Source organism: Tumidithrix elongata BACA0141, assembly GCF_036349135.1.
In the GTDB taxonomy this organism is placed as follows: domain Bacteria; phylum Cyanobacteriota; class Cyanobacteriia; order Pseudanabaenales; family Pseudanabaenaceae; genus Tumidithrix; species Tumidithrix elongata.
This window is the reverse complement of the sequence record NZ_JAZBJZ010000019.1, coordinates 12,633-32,723: the sequence shown is the minus strand read 5'-3', so window position 1 is coordinate 32,723 and position 20,091 is coordinate 12,633. Positions and strand designations below refer to the sequence as shown.

Sequence of the window (20,091 nt, the reverse complement as noted above, 5' to 3'; positions counted from 1 at the left end):
TTTAATACTCTCGTGCTATTTTGGATGACTGCGAAACCAAAACTCGAGTTGACACGGATTGGCAAAGAAAATCGCTCCATTTTAGAGCCGTACATTTTACTGGAAGAGCCTAGACAAGTCTCACAGCAAATTAGTTTCAAAAGCACCACAGACAGAAATCTAAAAACCAATACAGTCCGTAACCCTGCGACCCAGATTTTTAAGTGGCTCGAACACCGCTATGACTTTGTATGGGGATCGGAATTGGGAACTTCTTAAAACACAAAAATAAGTTGGAGGTTCCAATCCTCTTCTCTCTTTTGGGAAGCATCAACGCCGATCGCGCGAATAAACTCGCGAAAATAGAACCTTCGCTCTGATTCGGAAAGATCTAGCCAAAACTGAGGGATAGAGATGGTCTGCGCGATCGCCACTAAATTGATCGGGGGTAGCTGCGACAGTTTGGTTTCGAGGTCAGCGATTTCCGTGCGAATTTTATAAAGGCGCAAATCTGCGGTTTCTGTATCTAAAATCCCTGAAGTTACCAAGGGTGGAATCTGCTCCATCATGGCTTGCTTGGCAAGAATGACGGACTCAATTTGAGCTTTAATATTTCCTAATTGCGATACACCCTGACCGCTTACCGCTTTAGGCAGTTCGTTGCAAATCTTGTCGATGACTTGGTTGAGGACGCGATCGTAGTTTAGCCCTCGGCATTTTTGCGGTTGCGGACAGGTTTGACAGCGTAGGTATAGATAGGACTTTACGCGATCCTTTTGTTTGGGATTTTTGAGCTTTTGTCTTTTGCCGCGATCGCCCACCGAAGCCACGGTCATTTTGCCCTGACAAGTCGCACAATATACGAGCCCTGCGAGCGATCGCTCTGCACTTGCCGAGCGGGGAGGTAACGACCGATTGCGACGGAGCAGGCGATCGACTTGGGCAGCCTCGTCCCGCGAGATAATGGCTTTATGGGTATCTCGGATAATTTGGGGTGGATCGACGGATTGATAGGCTAAATCGCCACGATAGGTGGGGTTGGTCAGCCAGTGTTTTCCTGTAGAAACCGCGATCGCTTTATTAAATTTCTGGGCAATATACCTGACAGCCCCTCGCAGAGAGCCATACAGTAAAAAATGCTCGAAAAACTCTTTGACAATGGGTGCATTGGCGCGATCGATCGCATACCTATCTTTGCCCCGTTTATAGCCAAAGGGGGCGTTTCCAGGAGGTGGTAATGCCTGAACCCGATTTTGTGCGTGCCCCTGACAAATTTTTTGGCGAATTATTTGCTGCTGCTCGGTGAGTCCTGCCTGCGATCCCCGTGATGTATCTTCTGGGGATCCCTGTGAGAATTTCTCTGGAAATCCCTCTGGGAATTCCTCCGATCGATGTTTCAATGGAGCTGGATCGAAAGATGCCTCTGAGGACATAACTCTATATATTGGGGATCGGTTATTCAGAAATTCTCGCGATCGATGACCTATTGCCTGTGCATCGCGAATTGTTATATTTACAACAATTAACAAAGTCACTTTAAAGTCTATCTAAAGGAATAAATTCCTAGATCGAAGACGGTTCTCCGTAGTCTAAAGATGCGATCGCCGCCCCTCTAAACCTAGCAAAATTTTGACTAAACATTGTATATAGGTTAAGAAGGAGTTTAAACTACCTAAGTTTTTTCACAGTTCTTATGGATGTCATAGGCTAACCATGTCAACCCTTGTCATTGTCGAGTCACCTACAAAAGCCCGCACCATTCGCAATTTTTTGCCCAAAAGCTTCCAAGTCGAAGCTTCGATGGGGCATGTGCGGGATTTGCCTCAGTCTGCCAGTGACATACCAGCTAGCGTCAAGTCCGAAGAATGGGCAAAACTGGGGGTGAATGTGGATGCAGACTTTGAGCCCCTCTATATTATTCCTGACGACAAAAAGAAGATCGTGCGGGACTTAAAAGCCGCTCTCAAAGATGCCACCGAGCTAATTCTGGCAACTGACGAAGATCGTGAAGGCGAAAGTATTTCTTGGCATTTGTTGCAACTCCTGCAACCGAAAGTGCCCACCAAGCGCATGGTGTTTCATGAAATTACCGCAGAGGCAATTCGCGACGCTTTGCAAAACTGCCGCACCATCGATGAAAAATTAGTCCACGCCCAAGAAACCCGAAGAATTCTCGATCGCTTGGTGGGTTACACCCTCTCCCCCTTGTTGTGGAAAAAGATTTCTTGGGGACTCTCGGCGGGACGGGTACAGTCCGTGGCAGTGCGTTTGATCGTCAATCGGGAACGCGAACGTCGTGCGTTTAAATCGGGTAGCTTTTGGGATCTTAAAGCCAATCTCTATGCCCCAGAACATGAGTTTCCCGCCCAGTTGGTTTCCGTGGGTGGCAGACAGGTGGCATCGGGCAAAGATTTCGACGAATCTACGGGCAAGATCGCCGCAGGGCGCAATGTGCTTTTGCTAGATGAAGCCGCTGCGATCGCTTTGCAAAATCGTTTAACAGGCAAGGTTTGGACAGTCACCAACCAAGAAGAAAGACCCAACACCCGTAAGCCTTCCCCCCCATTTACCACCTCCACTTTGCAGCAGGAGGCAAACCGAAAATTGCGTTTGTCGGCGCGAGACACGATGCGCGTGGCACAGGCACTGTACGAGCAAGGCTATATCACCTACATGCGTACGGACTCGGTACATCTGTCGCAGCAGGCGATTTCTGCTGCCCGTCAGTGTGTAGAGCAAATGTATGGGGCAAACTACCTCAGCCCTAAACCCCGTCAATATTCCACCAAATCGAAAGGTGCACAGGAAGCTCACGAAGCCATTCGTCCTGCGGGAGAAACCTTCCGTACGCCAAAGCAAACTGGTCTCACGGGGCGAGAAGCTGCCCTCTACGACCTGATTTGGAAGCGTACCGTGGCATCTCAGATGGCAGATGCACAACAGACCTTAATCAGCGTACAGGTGCAGGTTGAGGATGCTTTATTCCGTGCTTCAGGTAAGCGCATTGATTTTGCTGGGTTCTTTCGCGCCTATGTCGAAGGCTCCGACGATCCCGATGCCGCCCTAGAAGGACAAGAGGTGGTTCTGCCCAGAATGGCTGTAGGTGACCATCCGAATTGCCAACAAATCGCCCCTATCGGTCACGAAACCCAACCCCCCGCCCGTTACTCTGAAGCCACACTGGTGAAGATGCTAGAAAGTGAGGGGATCGGTCGTCCCAGTACCTACGCCAGCATTATTGGTACGATCTGCGATCGCGGCTACGTACAGGTACTTAACAATGCCCTCGTGCCCACGTTTACTGCCTTTGCTGTGACTTCTTTACTAGAAGAACACTTCCCTAAATTTGTCGATCCCGGCTTTACTTCTAAAATGGAGCAAACCCTAGACGATATCTCGACTGGTAGCGTGGAATGGTTGCCCTATTTGCGGGAATTTTATTCTGGCAGTCAAGGTCTCAATAGCCAAGTTAAAGAACGGGATAGCCAGATCGATGGTGAGACAGCGCGCACAGTTGTCCTTGAAGGTTTGGAAGATTTTAAGATCAAAATCGGTAAGTTTGGTCCTTACATCCAAAAGGTTGATGGCGAAACCACCATTAGCGCTTCGATCCCGCAAGACTTGACCCCCGCCGATCTCGTGCCTGAAAAAATTGAGGTTTTACTCAAGCAAAAACTCGAAGGGCCCGATCAGTTAGGCATAGATCCAGAGTCAGGGGAGCCCATCTTTGTGCTGATGGGGCAATATGGCCCCTACGTGCAGTTGGGTAAGGCTACAGATGAGAAACCCAAGCCCAAACGCGCTTCTTTACCCAAAGGTGTAAAACCCGAACAAGCCACCTTACAAATGGCGATCGATCTACTGCAGATGCCCCGCACCCTAGGGCTGCATCCAGTCACGGGTAAAAAAGTTCAGGCAAATCTAGGACGATTTGGTCCCTATGTGGTGCACGATCAGGGCAAAGATGGCAAAGATTACCGATCGCTCAAAGGAGACGATAATCCCTATACGGTTACCTTTGAGCGGGCGCTAGAACTCTTGGCACAACCTAAGGCTGTACGAGGGGCAAGTGCCAAAGTGTTACGAGCCTTGGGCGAGCATACTGAGGATGGCGAACCTGTCGAACTGATCGAGGGTAAATATGGGCCCTATGTCAAGCATGGCAAGGTGAATGTGTCCCTGCCTAAAGAGCAGTCTCCCGACGACATTACCCTCGAACAAGCGATCACTTTGCTAGAGACAAAGAAGGGAACAACCAAAACTACTACCAAGAAAAAAGCGACAACGACCAAAACCACCACGAAAACTGCGACAAAAACGACGGCTGCCAAGACGACGAAAAAAGCTGCTGCCAAACCCGCTGCTGCCAAGACTACCCGTACTTCAGCCAAAAAAGCTACAGCAAAAAGTTAGTTGCGATATAGCGATCCTAAAGGGTTTGTAATTAATTTGTAGCGCAGGCGCCTGCACAGACTTCCAGTCTTGACTACATTCACAAACAATGGAGGATCGCTATGGTAGGCATAGCAGAAGTAGAGGAGTGTTTACTTAACCCACAGGGTTATCTTTATCTCACCATTACGCCCCAAATCATGAGTATTTCCTTAGCTTACGCTGATGTTTTATGGGTCTGATGTATAAGACTATAAACATAGATAGGTGAGTGTAGTTCTGAGAGTTAACGGATGAGTAACGAGTTTGAAAGCGCGAGCGATCGCTTACCTCCCCAAAATATTGAGGCTGAAGAGGCAATTTTAGGGGGGATTTTAATGGATCCAGAAGCAATCTCGCGTGTGATGGACTTGCTGCGACCAGAGATGTTTTACGTCGCCGCCCATCAAGAGATCTATCGTGCCTGTTTGATGCTGCACAACCAGTCCAATCCCACGGATATGATGAGCGTCACGACTTGGCTGAGCGATCGCGATACCCTCGAAAAAGTGGGCGGGCAGAGCAAGATCGTACAGCTATGCGATCGCACGGTTAGTGCTGTCAACGTTGACTACTATGCCCAACTCGTCGTAGACAAGTTCACCCGCCGCAGACTCGGCGAAGCTGGACGCGCCACAGTGGACATTAGTTTTAACTCAGAGATGGAGTTGTCTCAGGCACTCGATCTAGCGGAGCAAAAGATTTTTGCGGTCACCCAAGCCCGAACTCAGCAAGGCTTAATTCCCGCAGGCGATATTCTGACCAAGACCTTTTACGAGCTAGAAAATCGATTTAATGCGCTTGGCTCGGCAAGCACCAGTTTGCCTGGTTTAGCCACAGGGTTTTATGACTTTGATGCCATGACCAACGGGTTGCAGCGATCAGATTTGATCATCATTGCAGGTCGTCCTTCCATGGGCAAATGCTTAGCCTTTGATAGTGAACTGGTTTTAGCCGATGGCAGTATTAAAACTATCGAAACAATTTATCAGCAGTATCAACAAAACCAAACTAAGCCTAGTCTATTAACATTAGGCGAGAATTGGCATTTTCATCTAACACAACCATCTGCTTTTATTGATGATGGTATTAAGCCAGTATTTCGAGTTACAACTGCATTAGGACGAGAGATTGAAACAACTTTAACGCATCCATTTTTAACAATCACGGGTTGGCAACCGCTAAGTAAGTTATGTGTAGGCGATAAAATTGCCCTTCCCCGCCGAATTGAAGTTTTTGGGAAAGAAGTCCAACGTTCCTGCGAAATTAAACTCTTAGCTTATCTTTTAGGTGATGGTTGTTTAACCCAGACCAGTCCTAGATTTATGAATATCAATTCTAAGATTCAAGATGATTTTATTACTGCCATAGAACAGTTTTCCCCTAATTTAAAGGTAACTATTGATACTCATGGCGATCGCACTGCAACTCTGCATATTACGGCACAAAAGAGAGGTGCAGGTAACCCCTTAATTCAATGGTTAAGGAATTTAGAAGTTTGGGGTAAAAAAGCACATCACAAAACTATTCCCGATTGCATTTTTCGTTTAGAAAAGAAATTAATTGCTTTATTTTTGAATCGTTTATTAGCTACAGATGGCTGGATGTCTATTTTAAGTAGTGGTCAAGTACAAGCAGGTTATGCCACTGTCAGCGCAAAATTAGCTCGTCAAGTCCAACATTTGTTATTAAGATTTGGTGTAATTGCGAAGCTTAAACACAAGCAAGTTAAATATAAACAAGAACTTCGACACTGTTGGCAACTTGATATTACTGATGCTTTATCATTACAAACTCTAATTAACGAAATTGGTATTTTTGGAAAGGAAGATGCTACTAACAAAGCTCAATTAGCTTTAGTTACGAAGCGCTATCAAACTAATACTGATTTAATACCTGTTGAAGTTTGGCATGATTTGACCTTAGTCAAAGGCGATCTTTCTTGGAAAAAGTTAGCAGAAACAGCAGGTATTAACAGTTCTAATATCCATGTAGGCAAACGCGCTCCTACTAGAGAGAAGTTATTAAAACTAGCTAAAGCCGTTAATTGCCTATCATTACAAAATCTTGCCACTAGCGATATCTACTGGGACAAAATTACAGCGATCAAGATTGTCGGGGAGAAACAAGTTTATGACTTGACAATTCCTGAAACTCATAATTTTGTTGCCAATGACATTTGTGTACATAACACTGCTTTTGGTGTAGAAGTCGCCAGAAAAATGGCAGAAAATCACAAATTACCGATCGCGATTTTCAGTTTAGAAATGTCCAAGGAGCAGCTCGTTTATCGTCTGCTTTCCAGCCAATCTAAATCGAAGGTCACGGATATTGGCATTGATAGCAATCGTCTGCGATCGGGACAAATCAGCGAGAACGAATGGGCAACTGTAGCGATGGCAATTAGTACCCTGTCCGATCTGCCTATCTTCATTGACGATACGCCCAATCCTTCCGTAACCGAGTTGCGTTCCAAAGCAAGGCGCTTGCAAGCAGAAAAGGGAGGTGTTTTGGGCTTAATTCTGATTGATTATCTGCAATTAATGGAAGGTTCGGGTTCGGACAATCGCGTCCAAGAATTGTCGAGAATTACGCGATCGCTTAAAGCTTTAGCCCGCGAACTACAAGTGCCTGTAATTGCCCTCTCTCAATTGAGTCGCGGTGTAGAAGCCAGAACGAACAAGCGCCCCATGCTATCTGACTTGAGAGAATCAGGCTGTTTGAGTGGTGATTCCCTCGTGACCATGGCAGATACTGGCGAGGAAATTCCCATACGAGATTTGGAAGGTAAATCTGGGTTTGCGATTTGGGCAGTGAATACCGAAACCATGCAAATGGAACGAGCGATCGCCAGTAATGCCTTCTGTACAGGCACAAAACCCGTGTGGGCTTTAACCACAAACTTGGGGCGATCGATCAAGGCAACCGCAAACCATAAATTTTTAACGATCCAAGGATGGAAACGTTTAGATGAGTTTAAAGTTGGCGATCGCCTTGCCATGTCTTGCCAAAACTTAAGTCCCCAAACACCAGAAGCGATCGCAAGATTAGCGACTAAGGACATTGCTTGGGAAAAGATCGAGAAAATTGATTTTCTAGGTGAAGAAATGGTTTATGACCTAACCGTTCCAACCCTAGAAAATTTCTCTAGCCAAGGCTTTTATGCCCATAATTCTATCGAGCAAGATGCAGATTTAGTAATTAATTTATATCGCGATGAATACTATAATCCTGATACCCCCGATCGCGGCATTGCCGAAATTATTATTGCCAAACACCGAAATGGTCCTGTGGGAACGGTTAAACTACTGTTTGAACCCCGTTTAACCAAATTTGAGAATATGGCTTCGAGGTAGGATTCGGTAAACTGAAGCCTCAATTTCTTAATGCTGATAACTAACCTATGATTTGCACCAAAGTATAAAAAATTATGAAACGGCGAGAGTTTCTCATTGGTAGTTCTGTCATGCTTGGTGTGGGAGGATGTAGTTTATTTGCAGATGCGAACCGTTTGCGAATCTTGGGTCTGGCAGGTGCGATTCCGAGCAAAGTTGTGGGACAGTTTGAAGGTGCGTTTAGCAAAGCGACCGAGTTAAAAACGGCTAAGACCTCTCAAGAACTCTGGCAAGAGCTGCTCTCGAAACCAGATGCCGATAAAAAATTCGATCTGACCAGTATTGGTGATGCTTGGCTAGATAGTGCGATCGCGCAATCTCTGATTCAGCCAATCTCTCCTAACCTGTTGGCACAGATGCCTCAATGGACAAAGTTAGATCCGCGCTGGCAGCAACTGGTCACCCGCAAAACTGGGGAGAAATCACAGGTGTGGGGGATTCCCTACCGTTGGGGGACAACCGCGATCGCCTATCGCTTGGATAAGGTTAAATTTGAAATTACCAAATGGGCTGACCTATGGCGACCCGAACTCAAGCAAAAAATTACATTGCCCGATCATCCGAGGGAAGTGATTGGAATTGTATTGAAGAAATTGGGCGATTCTTATCAGCAAGCTGACCTAGACTCGATCAAAGCACTTAGTGCAGAACTCAAGCAACTACACCAACAGGTTTTTGTTTACACTTCTGACACTTACCTACAGCCCTTGCTAATCGATGATAGTTGGGTAGCCGTGGGATGGTCGCAGGATATGCGAAAACTGCCTTTACAAGACCCCAATATCAAGGTAATCATTCCAACCGAAGGAACTGCCCTCTGGAGTGATATTTGGGTCTTACCTAAACAAGGAAATCCTGATAATCAAGCAGCAGCCTGTCATTGGATGGACTACTGTCTTACCCCAGCGATCGCCGCACAAATCTCAGCGCTCACAGATGCTGTCACAACTTCCTCCGCGCTAGAACAAGTGCCAGCCAGTGTCAGAGCAGATACGATCAAATTTCCTGCGCCACAGACGATCGCTCAAAGTGAAGTCCTTCTGCCTCTTTCAGAATCAACCGCAAAGCAATATAAAGAAATTTGGACAAAATTGCGGACAAATAGTCTTTAGCATCGATTCTACAATCTCAAGCCCAACTGTTTGGAGCTTTTTGTGGTCTACGCTGCCAATCAATTTCACCAAATATTGCATTCCCTAGAGATTCTTCAATAATGGTTGCTACATTACGCCAGTTGATGTCATCTCGCTTTAAAATCCACTTGATCTCTTCTAAAGCTTCTTCTTGTTCGGCTTCATACTTTGTTAAAGCAAGGGGTATTCTGGTTCGGTTCGGAGAATCTAAAATAAGTTTTATTGCCTCATTGATAGTCTCAACAACTTGCTTCCCATGCACTTCTCTAGCACGCAGACGGAGTTGTTGATAACCTCGCTCTGTTGTGGCATACATAGGTGGTAAACGGTTGAGCACATAGGCAACCACTTCACCAAGGTCAATGATTTCTCCAATCGTAGGATTAAGCTTTTGCACTTGATGAAATGCTAGCGACAACACGAGTTTTTCCAGCACATTACTAAAACTGTAGGAGGCTGACAGCATATAGGTTGCAAACTCCTTTGCCTCTGGAGATCTATCTTTATCTAAATTGTTAATTTTGATTCCAGCTTGTCTACCCTTCCAGTTAACATCGTCAACGCGACTTCGTCGAATAAAATCTTGAACGTCAATGGTACTTCGCTTCGCTTCATTCAAGTAGGTATAGCTAACCGCACTTTTTAACTTTACCGTCATCAAGGCATTTTCTAAGGCTTCAGGAACATCTTTCCAAGTTAGCGTGGGTATTCCCAAAATATCCTGTAGCTGTGCCAAGGATCTAGCTTGATTTTCAAGTTCTTTGGCAGGTAAGGGTGTGGAGTCTCGTAAGGCATCAGGTTTAACACTAACCAACGCGCGACGTACCGCAGACTCAATTTGCTGCTTTAGCTCGTTAAGAGCCCGCTTGCGTTGCTGTAACCAACCAACTTTAGTGGTGGCATACATTGTCGGCAAACGATTTAAGGCATGAGCAACCACCTCACTTAAATCGATCGCTTGAGCCCTCTCCGATGATAGCCTTGCTACCTGCGCTTTGGTTTCCTCAATGACTAGTTCTTCAATGGCATTTCTACAGCTATGCATAGTCCCCACCAAAACTTAATATAATTTAGTCAACTAAATCTAAAGACTTATGTTCACTTTTAAGTGATAGATTATAGCACTAGGTAGCAAAGATCTATCTTGATTTCACTTCAATATAATAAATATCCTATTTTATTCTTAGGCTATTTTTAGAATATTTAAGCTTTTCCCTATCGTCATAGGGATGTTTACAGCAAATTAGCTTCAAAAGCACCACAGGCAGAAATCTAAAGCCCAATGCGGGGTAACGCCCTGCAACCCAGCTTCGTGGCAAATCGGCTCGAAAACTGCTGTAATAACCGCTCAACATAGTACATAATGGGAGCTATTTTGAACGGTTTACTTAAAATTTTCAGTTTTCTGTCTTTTAATTTTACGCTAAATTAAGCATTTAAGTTATGGGCTTTTTGAGATTAATTAAAAATCGATCTTAAAAATGCTTAATCTACCAAGAGAATTCTTGAGGTTATTGATTTTTTAGTGTTCGCTTTCTACGATGAAACTCCTGCAAAATTTTGGACTGCGCCTAATCCTGCTGCCATTTCTTCAGGGGTGATTTTGCCATCATGGTTAACATCTAAGGCATCAAAAACCGCATCAGTCCCAGCCCATTCTTCACGGGTGATAAAGCCATCCCCATCCAGATCGTATACATGAAAAATATCCTCGGCGGCATGGTTGAGTGTTTCTCCACCCTCAAGGGCATCAAGACGATTTTTTAGTAGCTCTTCTAGTACCACCAAAGCTTTGGAAAAGCCCTTAATTCCTTCATCCAGTTTTTCCGATGCCATGCGATCGGCTGCATGCATTTGCTCGAAGGTCGCTTTGTCCATAGAGATGCGTTCGATGTCAGACTGAGAAGCGATCGCTGGATCTAGCTTGCGAGGTAATTCTGCGATCGTAGATTGAAGTTCAGCCAGTAAAGCAGGAGAGATGGTCAGTAGGTCGCAGCCGGCAAGTTCGATAATTTCACCGATATTACGGAAACTGGCTCCCATGATTTCAGTTTTATAGCCAAATTTTTTGTAGTAGTTATAGATTTGAGTGACAGAGAGTACCCCCGGATCTTCGGTGGCAGCATAGACCTTGCCTGTTTCTTTTTTATGCCAGTCGAGAATGCGACCCACAAAAGGAGAGATCAGTTTGGCTCCTGCTTCGGCACAGGCGATCGCTTGATGCAGCCCGAACAATAGGGTCAAGTTGCAATGAATTCCTTCTTTTTCTAACACCTCGGCAGCGCGAATGCCTTCCCAAGTGGAGGCAATTTTAATCAAGACGCGATCGCGCGAAACTCCTGCTGCTTCGTATTGCGAGATTAAGTAGCGGCCTTTGGCGATCGTGGCTTCTGTATCATAAGAGAGTCTGGCGTCAACCTCGGTAGATACGCGCCCAGGAATGATTTTTAGAATCCTCAGTCCAAACGAAATAGCAAGGCGATCGAAGGCAAGCGAAACCACCTGTTCGGGGCTAACTGATTTCCCCAGTTCCGTTCTTGCTTGTTTTAGGGTTAGATCGACAATCTCTTGATACTGAGGCATCTGTGCCGCCGCTGTAATTAAGGAGGGATTTGTGGTGGCATCCTGTGGCGTAAAGGTTTCAATTGCTTTAATGTCACCGGTATCAGCCACAACGGTGGTCATGGTTCGTAGTTGTTCGAGTAAATTTTTAGCCATGGGATTTAGTTCCTGAGTGATTACTTTAACGATGAGAGAGAATGCTTTAAAGAGAGAGAATATAGCCTCTTCTTTGACTGGAAAATATTTAAGCTGGAGTAAGTTGCCTAATTTTACTTGCTAAAGAATTCATTAAAGATGCGAAGGGCTTCACAAACTTATCCACACCTTCAATTTGAAGTTCAAACATAATCTGCTCGATATCGATTCCGATCGCAGTTACATTCGCAATCACTTGCTTGGCAACGTCTAAATCTATTTCGATGCGATCGTCAACATCGCAGTGATCGAGACAGGCAAAAATGGTCTCAGGTGGCATAGTGTTGACCGTATTTGTCCCTACTAGATTATCGACATACATAACATCACTATAGGTGGGATTTATAGTACTGGTACTTGCCCACAATAGACGTTGTTCCATTGCGCCTTTGGCTTTGAGTGCCTGCCAGCGATCGCTGGTTAAAATTTCTTTAAACCTTTGATAGGCAAGTTTGGCATTGGTGATCGCTACCTTCCCTTTAAAAGATTCTAAGTTCTTTCTTTCGGCATCGCTGATCGCACCCTTAATGCGGGCATCTAGGCGATCGTCAATTTTGCGATCGATCCGACTCAAAAAGAAACTGGCAACCGAGGCAATCTTGACATGCTCTCCCTGAGCGGCGCGAGTTTCTAATGCCCGAATATAGGCCCATGCGGTTTTTTCATAATCAGCAATGGAAAACAGCAGGGTGATATTCACAGGAATTCCCGCGCGAATTACCTGCTCGACGGCACTAAATCCTGCATCTGTGCCGGGGATTTTGATCATAATATTGGGGCGATCGAGCGCAGTCCAAAACCGCATGGCCTCGTCAATCGTTCCTTCGGTATCATTTGCCAAATAGGGTGAGACTTCTATGGAAACGTAGCCATCTTTCCCTGCCGAAGCATCAAAGACTTCTCTCAAGATATCTGCAGCATTCTGAATATCTTCAAATACGAGGGATTCATAGATCTCCTGTACGGACTTACGCGCTTTAATCCCCTTTGCGATCGCGGGATCGTAAATCGCGTTACCTGCGATCGCATTCTCAAAAATTGCAGGATTAGACGTAATGCCACGAATCCCCTTAGTCTTTACCATATCCGCCAGTTGTCCTGACTGGATCGCGTCACGGCTGAGGTTGTCCATCCAAACACTCTGCCCATATTTGTGTATTTCTGTTAAGTGATTGGTTGTCATAATCGCTTACGCTTCGTCCAATGTCGCACATTTGACACAATCATAAGTCGCTCTACCCATAAACAGGGTAAGTTTTACAGTAATTACAGATCGTCAAAAAATTTAGCTTAATTAAAAGCCCAGCACCTCCAACTCCAAGCCTGAAGCAAGGTGAGCTAGTTTAGACAGATCGCTCGGATCGGAAAGATGGGGCAAAACCCCCAGCACTGGAACGTAGGTCAAGCTCTGAATTAAATCGATCGCCGCAAAATTCTCGATGTCTTGAGAAGAACAGGGTTGAGCGCAACTTAAAACAATCCCCTTGAGATCGATCTTTTTTAGCGTTGCCAAAGCCACATTTGCCACGGCTTGCCCGATCGCTCCCAAACGCACAGGCACGACCAACACCGTCGCGATTCGCCAATCGCTTGCCAGATCTGCCACCGTATATTCGTAGGTAATCGGCGACCCCAACCCGCCCAAAGACTCGACCAACAGGCATTGCTTCTGCTGCTGTAAGGTTTGAAACTGCTGCCAGATCTTACCTAAATCGATGCTTTTTCCTTCTTGAACTGCCGCGATCGCAGGGGCAATGGGGGTTTCAAAATAAATCGGCGTAATTTCTTCTAAGGTTTGGGAAAGTGAGAATGTGCGTTGAAAAAATTCGCGATCGCCTTCGCCAGATTGAATTGGTTTATAGATTCCTAAGGTTTGGGAACTGCGATGGGTTTGCCAGTAAGCCGCAAGACTGGAGGTTAAAACGGTTTTTCCCACGCCTGTATCTGTTCCAACGATCAATAAAGGTTGCATATTTTCGCAATCTAATCCACTAACTACTACTTTCCGAATTCAACAGTTTCTATCACGATCCTGTAGAGAAATTATCGCAGGATTGAACTAGGCGTGACACAGTTTCGGTCTGTTTGCTATGCTTGACCAGTATTTCTGCCTTTTTTTACGAAAATCCCCCAATAATATTAGGAGCAAAGATCGTGGCTTTATTCGATGACGTTTTAGGCATGGTTGGTGGTAAAGGTGGTGCTGAGGGCACATTGGGCGCAATTAGCCACCTAATTGACGAAAACGGTGGACTCAACGGACTGCTTAAGAAATTTAACGATAGCGGTCTGGCAGCAGCGGCCAGTTCTTGGGTGGGGCTGGGTGAAAACCAACAGCTTTCTGCCGAAAATATTATGCAAGTTTTGGGTAATGGCAAAGTGCAGCAACTTGCCCAACAGTTTGGCATAGACCAAAATCAATTGGCTTCGCAAATTGCGGGAATGCTCCCACAGGTCATTGATAAGCTTACGCCTGATGGCACGGTTCCTGCTGGTAACGACGTTCTCAGCCAAGGTCTGCAACTGTTAAAGTCCAGTCTATTTAAGTAGGCTCAAAACTATACAGGCAAGGAAGGGCAGTCATATCGGCACTGCCCTAGGAATATTTTTAAGGATATTTTAGGGCTGGGAATCTTCTAGACTCTTGAAGCCATCGCCATCACAAACGCATCTGTGGTCATATCCAAACAGTATTTAGTGTACTCGTACATCAAGTGAATTTTTTGAGGTGAGGTTGGGTACTCCATAGTTGTTTTAAATTATAGCTTCAAGCCATTTAAACTTTGCTATAGACATATGTTCTTAGACAAGGATTAAAATCAAAGGCTAAAATTTTCTAGAGCGATCGCAATATGCGTCCAAGTTGTACCTCCTTGCAAAAATACGGTATAGGGCGGGCGTAAAGGTCCATCAGCGGATAATTCGGAAGTACTACCATCGACAAAAGTTCCACCTGCCATCACCAGTTCGCTAACATAGCCCGGCATATTGCCCGGCACGGGGTCTACATAGGAGTCAATCGGTGAAAAGCGTTGCACGTTGCGACAGAACTTCACTAACTTTTCGGGGTCTCCCAACTGGATGGCTTGAATCACATCGCGGCGCGGGGCAAAAGGCAAGGGATTGACTGGATAGCCAAGGCGATCGAATACATAGGCAGCGAGATGATTCCCTTTCATCGCTTCTCCTACCATCTGCGGTGCGAGGAATAACCCCTGAAATAGCAGGCGGTTCTGATCGAAGGTAGCGCCCCCCGAAGTTCCAATTCCCGGAGCAGTCAGGCGATTTGCCGCAGCATTGACGTATTCAGCTTTCCCAGCTACGTAGCCCCCTGCTGTAACAATCGTGCCACCGGGGTTTTTAATCAGGGAACCTGCGATCAAATCTGCTCCCACAGCCGTTGGTTCCAAGGTTTCCACAAACTCGCCATAGCAGTTGTCCACAAAACAGACCGTATTGGGATTTTGCTGTTTGACCATTTGAATGATTTTGGCAATGTCCGCGATCGCTAAACTCTGTCGCCAGTCATAACCACAGGAACGCTGGATCAACACCATGCGGGTTTCTGGTTTGACCGCAGTTGCCAGAGCTTCCCAATCCACTTCGCCTGAGGTAGTCAGATCGACTTTACGATAGCGAACGCCGAAATCCTTGAGGGAACCATTTAACCCATTATTTGGAATATCTTCTCCATGTTTAGAATCCTCGCTGGCTTCGACACCAATCACCTCCTCTAGCGTATCGTAGGGAGCGCCCACCACGGACAATAGTTCATCCCCAGGGCGTAAAATCCCAAATAAGCAGCAAGCGATCGCATGGGTTCCAGAAACGTACTGAACGCGCACAGTAGCAGCTTCGGCTCCCATGACTTGAGCGTAAACGCGATCGAGAACTTCTCTACCCATATCGTTATGTCCGTATCCTGAGACACTGGCAAAGTGATGCGCACCCACGCGATGGTCGCGAAATGCTTGCAAGACACGCTCTAGGTTCTGTTTTACCTTTCGATCGATTGCGGTGAATGTAGGGGCGAGGTCGGCGATCGCCTGTTCGATCAATGCTGCCATTTTTTCATTCTTGGCGGAACTGCTGATGGCATCATTCATCTTCGTAATCATCCTCGTAATCTTCTGTATAAATATCTTGCTTTTGTCTCAGCCTGCCTGTGGATTTACTCACCTTAATCGACGGAGTGCGATCGGCAAGAGAAGGAATCCGACCTTCTAAATATTTGATCAGCTTGAGCGTAAATAAGGTAAAGACAGCGCCAATCAAACCGATCGCGTATAGACCCGCTCCGACTGCCACGCCCAAAGCCGCAGATACCCAAATTGCAGCGGCTGAAGTTAATCCTTGCACCTTTACGGTGTTACGTTTCGTCTCGCGATTGTTTCTAGACTGGTGCAAAATTTCACCTGCCCCCAAAAAACCTATGCCAGCAGTGACTCCTTGAATCACTCGACTGAGAGCATCGGGATTGGGATGCACGCCAAATCCTCCTACATGGAGTGGAACCATGACAAATAGGGTCGAACCAAAACTAACTAGCATATGCGTGCGTAGCCCTGCGGGTTTATGGGCGAGTTGCCTTTCCCAACCAATTAGCCCCCCAACAAACAGGGACAAACTGAGTTTGCAAATTACGATCAACCAATCATCCATCAAGAACGCATAGCCCCAAGTCATCAATATTTCTAGCTTGAACAGTTTATCCTGAAAGCATTACCAATCGCTTAACAATACTGGCACAGGCAGTTCAGCTTTACATCTCCCATTTTATAATCAGTTTTTGTCTGGTAATTCCGATTGGAATTGGAATTGCGACACATTGGGATTTGATTTCCGCGCTCCATACGATCTTTCAAAAAAGCGGCGGTGCTGCTTTTTTGAAAATGGGATAAAATGCCTAAACTTACAATTTCTAATGATTATGGTTTTTGCTAACTCCATATCCCCAGAAACCATTCTCGAAAATGGTGACAAACTCAATCGAGAGGAATTTGAGCGTCGGTATGCAGCATCAAACATCAAAAAAGCAGAACTAATCGAAGGAATTGTATACGTGGCATCTCCCCTACGCTTCATCCCTCACGGTAAGCCTCACAGTAACATCATTACTTGGCTGGGGACATATCAAGCAGCGATCGCTGGACTAGAGGTTAGGATCGAACCGACGGTAAGGCTCGATCGCGACAACGAACCTCAACCCGATGCCGTGCTATTTCGCTTAGGTGGCAATGCCCAAATCGATTCTGATGGTTACATTACTGGCGCACCAGAGCTAATTGCCGAAATTGCAGCAAGTACGGTTTCCTACGATCTTCACAGTAAAAAACGCATCTACGAACGCAACGGCGTAAAGGAATACATTGTCTGGCGCACCTTAGATCGACAAATTGATTGGTTTATTTTAGAAAACAGTACCTATAGAAACCTAGAACCCGATACAGCAGGAATTATCCGCAGTCGAGAATTTAAGGGTTTATGGCTAAATGTCAATGCACTTCTAAACAACGATATGGCAGCAACTCTTAAAACCTTACAGACTGGCATGGCAAGCTAATCAATCCCGAATGGTCTATATAAATTTAGAATATAAGCTCGCGATCGCTTAGCGCACTACTTGAATGGTCTCTAAACTAAGATCGCTACAACCATTCATGATTCCGCCTGCCTGCTTCACGCGTTGCAAATATGCCACCACATCAACAGTAATCTCTTCACCCGGACAGAGAATGGGAATTCCGGGCGGATAGGGACAAACTAGTTCCGTACTAATTCGCCCGATCGCTGCCGCAAACAACAAGCGATCGCGTTGTGCAAAAAATGCTTCCCTCGGCGTAATTCTCACAATCGGAGCAAGACGATGCGGATCGAAACGATTTGGATCGTGAAGCTGATAGCCAATCGCTGATGACCGCTCGCTTTCTGAAATCTGTTGCAAGCCTGTCACCAATCGCTCGATATCTGCTTCTCGGTTGCCTAAACTGAGAATAAATACAAGTTGTGTCAAGGTGGGCATTTCAGGCATTACCTCCAAAGATGAATGCAACATCGTATCGACATCAAAGCCCGTTAAGCCAAGGTGCGTATCGACCATCACCGTAAGGCGCGTGGGGTCAAGGGTGGGCACTTGTGATTGATCGAAGGTTGAGAATCCTTGAATTTGAGAAATTTGCGATCGCGCTTGGTTGGCTAAAGCGATCGTTCGGTCTAACAATTCACAGCCATGTAAAGCCATTTGTCGCCGTGCCACATCTAAAGAGGTAAGCAGCATTAGATTCGGACTAGTAGACTGCACCAACTGCAATGCCTGACTGACGCGATCGGACGCGATCGAATCCCCCTGTAGGTGTAACATTGATGCCTGCGTCAGCCCTGAGGTGACTTTATGGGTAGACTGCACCACCAGATCGGCTCCAGCCTGCAACGCCGCGATCGGTAGATCGGAATGAAAGCTCAAATGTGCACCGTGAGCGGCATCCACCAGCAAAGGTACGTGATGGGCATGGGCGATCGCGGCAATTTTCTCAATATCCCCACAGACACCATAGTAATTGGGACTGACAATCAAAACGGCTTTAGCATCTGGATGGGCAAGTAAAGCTTGCTTGACTGTATGCGGCGAAACCCCGCAGTCCAGATCGAATTTGGCGTTATATTCAGTTTCCAGATAAATCGGTACGGCTCCCGATAGGATGAGAGCAGCGATCGCAGCTTTATGACAGTTGCGCCCCAAGAGAATCTTGTCGCCTGTTTGGCACGCAGCTAACACCATCGCCTCAATACCACAGGTCGAGCCATTCACCAGAAACCAAGTGCGATCGGCGCCATAGGCTTCAGCGGCAAGGTCTTCGGCAGCAGCGATCGCGCGATCGAGTCCCGGTAGCTCAGGTAAATCTAACCGAAATAAATTTTCACCTAGCAAAGCCGCAAACTCAGGGTCGATCCCTTGCCCCCTCTTATGACCGGGCATGTAAAACGGTGCGTGGTCAACCTTGAGATAGGCTTTGACAGCATCAAATAGCGGTGCAGTGTCTTGATTTAGCACTAGAATCTTAAGCAGTGAAAAACATCTGGCTGTGAAAACTGATACTCTTTTTTACACATTATTCAAAGCCTATCCAGCTTTCTTTTTTGAGTTAATTGGGCAAGATCCCCAGCAATTTGAAGGATATCAGTTTCTGTCGGTTGAGCTTAAGCAAGGCGAGAAATCAAAAACAGTGACAGACAGCAAGATTTGATAGAGTTGATAGAGACGATTTTAGTGTACAAATTTCCCGAAAAAAGTCGTCAGGAGATCGAAGATATGCTGGACTTACGAGAATTAAGTGAATTGAGGCAAACCAGAGTCTATCGAGAAGCTTTAGAGGAAGGAAAGCTTGAAGGAAAACTTGAAGGAAAACTTGAGAGCGTTCCAAAATTAATTGAGCTAGGGTTAAGCATAGAGCAAATTACAGAGGCTTTAGGACTCTCTATCGAGGTGGTACGACTGATAGCAGAAAAGCGATCGCCTAAAAAAAGCAGCCCCAAAGCCCAAGCCCCCAAAAACAAATCGGTCAAAACCAAGAAGAATTCAAATAGTTAGTTTCACCCTATGACAAATATCGCTGTAATTGATTACGATATGGGCAACCTGCACTCTGCTTGCAAAGGACTAGAGCTGGCAGGAGCCACGCCAATAATTACCAACGATCCAGAAAAACTGGCGATCGCTGATGGCATTGTTTTGCCAGGAGTAGGAGCTTTTGACCCTGCGATGGTCAAAATCAGGCATCACAATCTAGAAGCCCCAATTAAAGCCGCGATCGCATCGGGAAAACCTTTTTTAGGCATTTGTTTGGGGATGCAAATCCTATTTGATGGTAGCGAAGAAGGCAAAGAATCAGGCTTAGGAATTTTAGCGGGGACGGTGAAACGGTTTAGCCCAGAGCCAAATATCACAATTCCGCACATGGGCTGGAATCAGCTAGAGCTAACGCAGCCCGTTTGTCCGCTTTGGCAAGACTTGAGTGCAAACCCTTGGATGTATTTTGTACACTCTTACTATGCTGTACCGACTGATGCAACCGCGATCGCGGCGACAACAACCCACGGACACCAAATAGCCACGGCAGCGATCGCGCAAAAAAATCTGATGGCAGTCCAATTTCACCCCGAAAAATCTTCTACGGACGGGATCAAAATTTTAAAAAATTTCGTCACCTTGGTGATGTCTAACACTGCAACCCGATCTAAGGTCACCGTCTAAAAGCCATAATGTAAACGTAGCGATCGGCGATCGGTTGTTTCGAGTTGTTTCAAACAGCTAATTTCTAACGGTTGATTTTAGGTTGCTATAGTAGTGCTTAGGTAATATCCAAGAAAATCTATATCAAATACCTTAGGGGCAATCC

General features: G+C 45.9%; 17 protein-coding genes. 9 read left to right on the top strand and 8 right to left on the bottom strand.

Annotated elements, in window-relative coordinates:
• Nucleotides 1-24: 24 nt before the first annotated feature.
• Nucleotides 25-258 carry a hypothetical protein gene (locus V2H45_RS06855; protein WP_330482880.1) on the top strand — a complete coding sequence of 78 codons (234 nt, stop codon included), beginning with the start codon at nt 25-27 and terminating at the stop codon, nt 256-258.
• On the opposite strand, the gene V2H45_RS06850 is transcribed toward V2H45_RS06855, so the two are convergent.
• Nucleotides 255-1,412 carry a recombinase family protein gene (locus tag V2H45_RS06850; RefSeq protein ID WP_330482879.1) on the bottom strand — a complete coding sequence of 386 codons (1,158 nt, stop codon included), beginning with the start codon at nt 1,410-1,412 and terminating at the stop codon, nt 255-257. The genes V2H45_RS06855 and V2H45_RS06850 overlap by 4 nt on opposite strands.
• Before the next feature lie 280 nt (nt 1,413-1,692).
• Here V2H45_RS06850 and topA point away from each other — a divergent pair, with 280 nt between their 5' ends.
• The 3 genes from topA to V2H45_RS06835 all read left to right on the top strand — a co-directional run bounded on the left by topA (nt 1,693) and on the right by V2H45_RS06835 (nt 8,917).
• Nucleotides 1,693-4,392: a type I DNA topoisomerase gene (topA, locus tag V2H45_RS06845; RefSeq protein WP_330482878.1), complete on the top strand. Its 2,700-nt coding sequence runs from the start codon at nt 1,693-1,695 to the stop codon at nt 4,390-4,392.
• Between the two features lie 272 nt (nt 4,393-4,664).
• Complete coding sequence (gene dnaB / locus V2H45_RS06840; protein ID WP_330482877.1) at nt 4,665-7,766, top strand: replicative DNA helicase; 3,102 nt, start codon at nt 4,665-4,667, stop codon at nt 7,764-7,766.
• Between the two features lie 74 nt (nt 7,767-7,840).
• Complete coding sequence (locus tag V2H45_RS06835) at nt 7,841-8,917, top strand: ABC transporter substrate-binding protein (RefSeq protein WP_330482876.1); 1,077 nt, start codon at nt 7,841-7,843, stop codon at nt 8,915-8,917.
• A gap of 16 nt (nt 8,918-8,933) precedes the next feature.
• On the opposite strand, the gene V2H45_RS06830 is transcribed toward V2H45_RS06835, so the two are convergent.
• The 4 genes from V2H45_RS06830 to bioD form a co-directional block, all read right to left on the bottom strand.
• A complete protein-coding gene (locus tag V2H45_RS06830; protein ID WP_330482875.1) occupies nt 8,934-9,983 on the bottom strand; it encodes a late competence development ComFB family protein in 1,050 nt (349 codons plus the stop codon).
• 491 nt (nt 9,984-10,474) lie between these two features.
• Nucleotides 10,475-11,656: a transaldolase gene (locus V2H45_RS06825; protein ID WP_330482874.1), complete on the bottom strand. Its 1,182-nt coding sequence runs from the start codon at nt 11,654-11,656 to the stop codon at nt 10,475-10,477.
• A gap of 88 nt (nt 11,657-11,744) precedes the next feature.
• Nucleotides 11,745-12,878 carry a transaldolase gene (gene tal, locus V2H45_RS06820; protein WP_330482873.1) on the bottom strand — a complete coding sequence of 378 codons (1,134 nt, stop codon included), beginning with the start codon at nt 12,876-12,878 and terminating at the stop codon, nt 11,745-11,747.
• 111 nt (nt 12,879-12,989) lie between these two features.
• A complete protein-coding gene (gene bioD / locus V2H45_RS06815) occupies nt 12,990-13,667 on the bottom strand; it encodes a dethiobiotin synthase (RefSeq protein WP_330482872.1) in 678 nt (225 codons plus the stop codon).
• A 182-nt stretch (nt 13,668-13,849) separates the two neighbouring features.
• Here bioD and V2H45_RS06810 point away from each other — a divergent pair, with 182 nt between their 5' ends.
• Nucleotides 13,850-14,245: a YidB family protein gene (locus tag V2H45_RS06810; protein ID WP_330482871.1), complete on the top strand. Its 396-nt coding sequence runs from the start codon at nt 13,850-13,852 to the stop codon at nt 14,243-14,245.
• A gap of 269 nt (nt 14,246-14,514) precedes the next feature.
• Here the strand turns inward: V2H45_RS06810 and V2H45_RS06805 are convergent, their stop codons facing one another.
• The gene (locus tag V2H45_RS06805) at nt 14,515-15,762 is read right to left on the bottom strand and encodes a methionine gamma-lyase family protein (protein ID WP_408648745.1); all 1,248 of its coding nucleotides are present in this window, start codon (nt 15,760-15,762) and stop codon (nt 14,515-14,517) included.
• A 31-nt stretch (nt 15,763-15,793) separates the two neighbouring features.
• The gene (locus V2H45_RS06800) at nt 15,794-16,381 is read right to left on the bottom strand and encodes an MgtC/SapB family protein (protein ID WP_330482869.1); all 588 of its coding nucleotides are present in this window, start codon (nt 16,379-16,381) and stop codon (nt 15,794-15,796) included.
• A 244-nt stretch (nt 16,382-16,625) separates the two neighbouring features.
• Between V2H45_RS06800 and V2H45_RS06795 the strand changes: the two genes are divergently transcribed.
• Nucleotides 16,626-17,258 (top strand): Uma2 family endonuclease, encoded by a 633-nt coding sequence (locus V2H45_RS06795; RefSeq protein ID WP_408648744.1) that lies wholly within the window; start codon nt 16,626-16,628, stop codon nt 17,256-17,258.
• 48 nt (nt 17,259-17,306) lie between these two features.
• Here V2H45_RS06795 and V2H45_RS06790 read toward each other — a convergent pair whose 3' ends face one another.
• Complete coding sequence (locus V2H45_RS06790; RefSeq protein ID WP_330482867.1) at nt 17,307-18,746, bottom strand: aminotransferase class I/II-fold pyridoxal phosphate-dependent enzyme; 1,440 nt, start codon at nt 18,744-18,746, stop codon at nt 17,307-17,309.
• Nucleotides 18,747-18,777: 31 nt separating this feature from the next.
• On the opposite strand from V2H45_RS06790, the gene V2H45_RS25545 reads away from it, so the two are divergent.
• From V2H45_RS25545 to hisH, 3 genes are read left to right on the top strand one after another with little or no spacing between them, the layout of a single operon-like run.
• Nucleotides 18,778-18,939 carry a DUF2887 domain-containing protein gene (locus tag V2H45_RS25545; RefSeq protein WP_408648742.1) on the top strand — a complete coding sequence of 54 codons (162 nt, stop codon included), beginning with the start codon at nt 18,778-18,780 and terminating at the stop codon, nt 18,937-18,939.
• Between the two features lie 23 nt (nt 18,940-18,962).
• Complete coding sequence (locus V2H45_RS06785) at nt 18,963-19,283, top strand: RpnC/YadD family protein (protein WP_330482866.1); 321 nt, start codon at nt 18,963-18,965, stop codon at nt 19,281-19,283.
• A gap of 9 nt (nt 19,284-19,292) precedes the next feature.
• Nucleotides 19,293-19,946, top strand: coding sequence for an imidazole glycerol phosphate synthase subunit HisH (hisH, locus tag V2H45_RS06780; RefSeq protein WP_330482865.1), 654 nt, complete (start codon nt 19,293-19,295; stop codon nt 19,944-19,946).
• Nucleotides 19,947-20,091: the final 145 nt, after the last annotated feature.

Coding starts and splice junctions, on each gene's coding strand:
- V2H45_RS06855 (WP_330482880.1), top strand. CDS start 25: ATGACTGCGAAACCAAAACTCGAGTTGACACGGATTGGCAAAGAAAAT.
- V2H45_RS06850 (WP_330482879.1), bottom strand. CDS start 1,412: ATGTCCTCAGAGGCATCTTTCGATCCAGCTCCATTGAAACATCGATCG.
- topA (WP_330482878.1), top strand. CDS start 1,693: ATGTCAACCCTTGTCATTGTCGAGTCACCTACAAAAGCCCGCACCATT.
- dnaB (WP_330482877.1), top strand. CDS start 4,665: ATGAGTAACGAGTTTGAAAGCGCGAGCGATCGCTTACCTCCCCAAAAT.
- V2H45_RS06835 (WP_330482876.1), top strand. CDS start 7,841: ATGAAACGGCGAGAGTTTCTCATTGGTAGTTCTGTCATGCTTGGTGTG.
- V2H45_RS06830 (WP_330482875.1), bottom strand. CDS start 9,983: ATGCATAGCTGTAGAAATGCCATTGAAGAACTAGTCATTGAGGAAACC.
- V2H45_RS06825 (WP_330482874.1), bottom strand. CDS start 11,656: ATGGCTAAAAATTTACTCGAACAACTACGAACCATGACCACCGTTGTG.
- tal (WP_330482873.1), bottom strand. CDS start 12,878: ATGACAACCAATCACTTAACAGAAATACACAAATATGGGCAGAGTGTT.
- bioD (WP_330482872.1), bottom strand. CDS start 13,667: ATGCAACCTTTATTGATCGTTGGAACAGATACAGGCGTGGGAAAAACC.
- V2H45_RS06805 (WP_408648745.1), bottom strand. CDS start 15,762: ATGGCAGCATTGATCGAACAGGCGATCGCCGACCTCGCCCCTACATTC.
- V2H45_RS06800 (WP_330482869.1), bottom strand. CDS start 16,381: ATGACTTGGGGCTATGCGTTCTTGATGGATGATTGGTTGATCGTAATT.
- V2H45_RS06795 (WP_408648744.1), top strand. CDS start 16,626: ATGGTTTTTGCTAACTCCATATCCCCAGAAACCATTCTCGAAAATGGT.
- hisH (WP_330482865.1), top strand. CDS start 19,293: ATGACAAATATCGCTGTAATTGATTACGATATGGGCAACCTGCACTCT.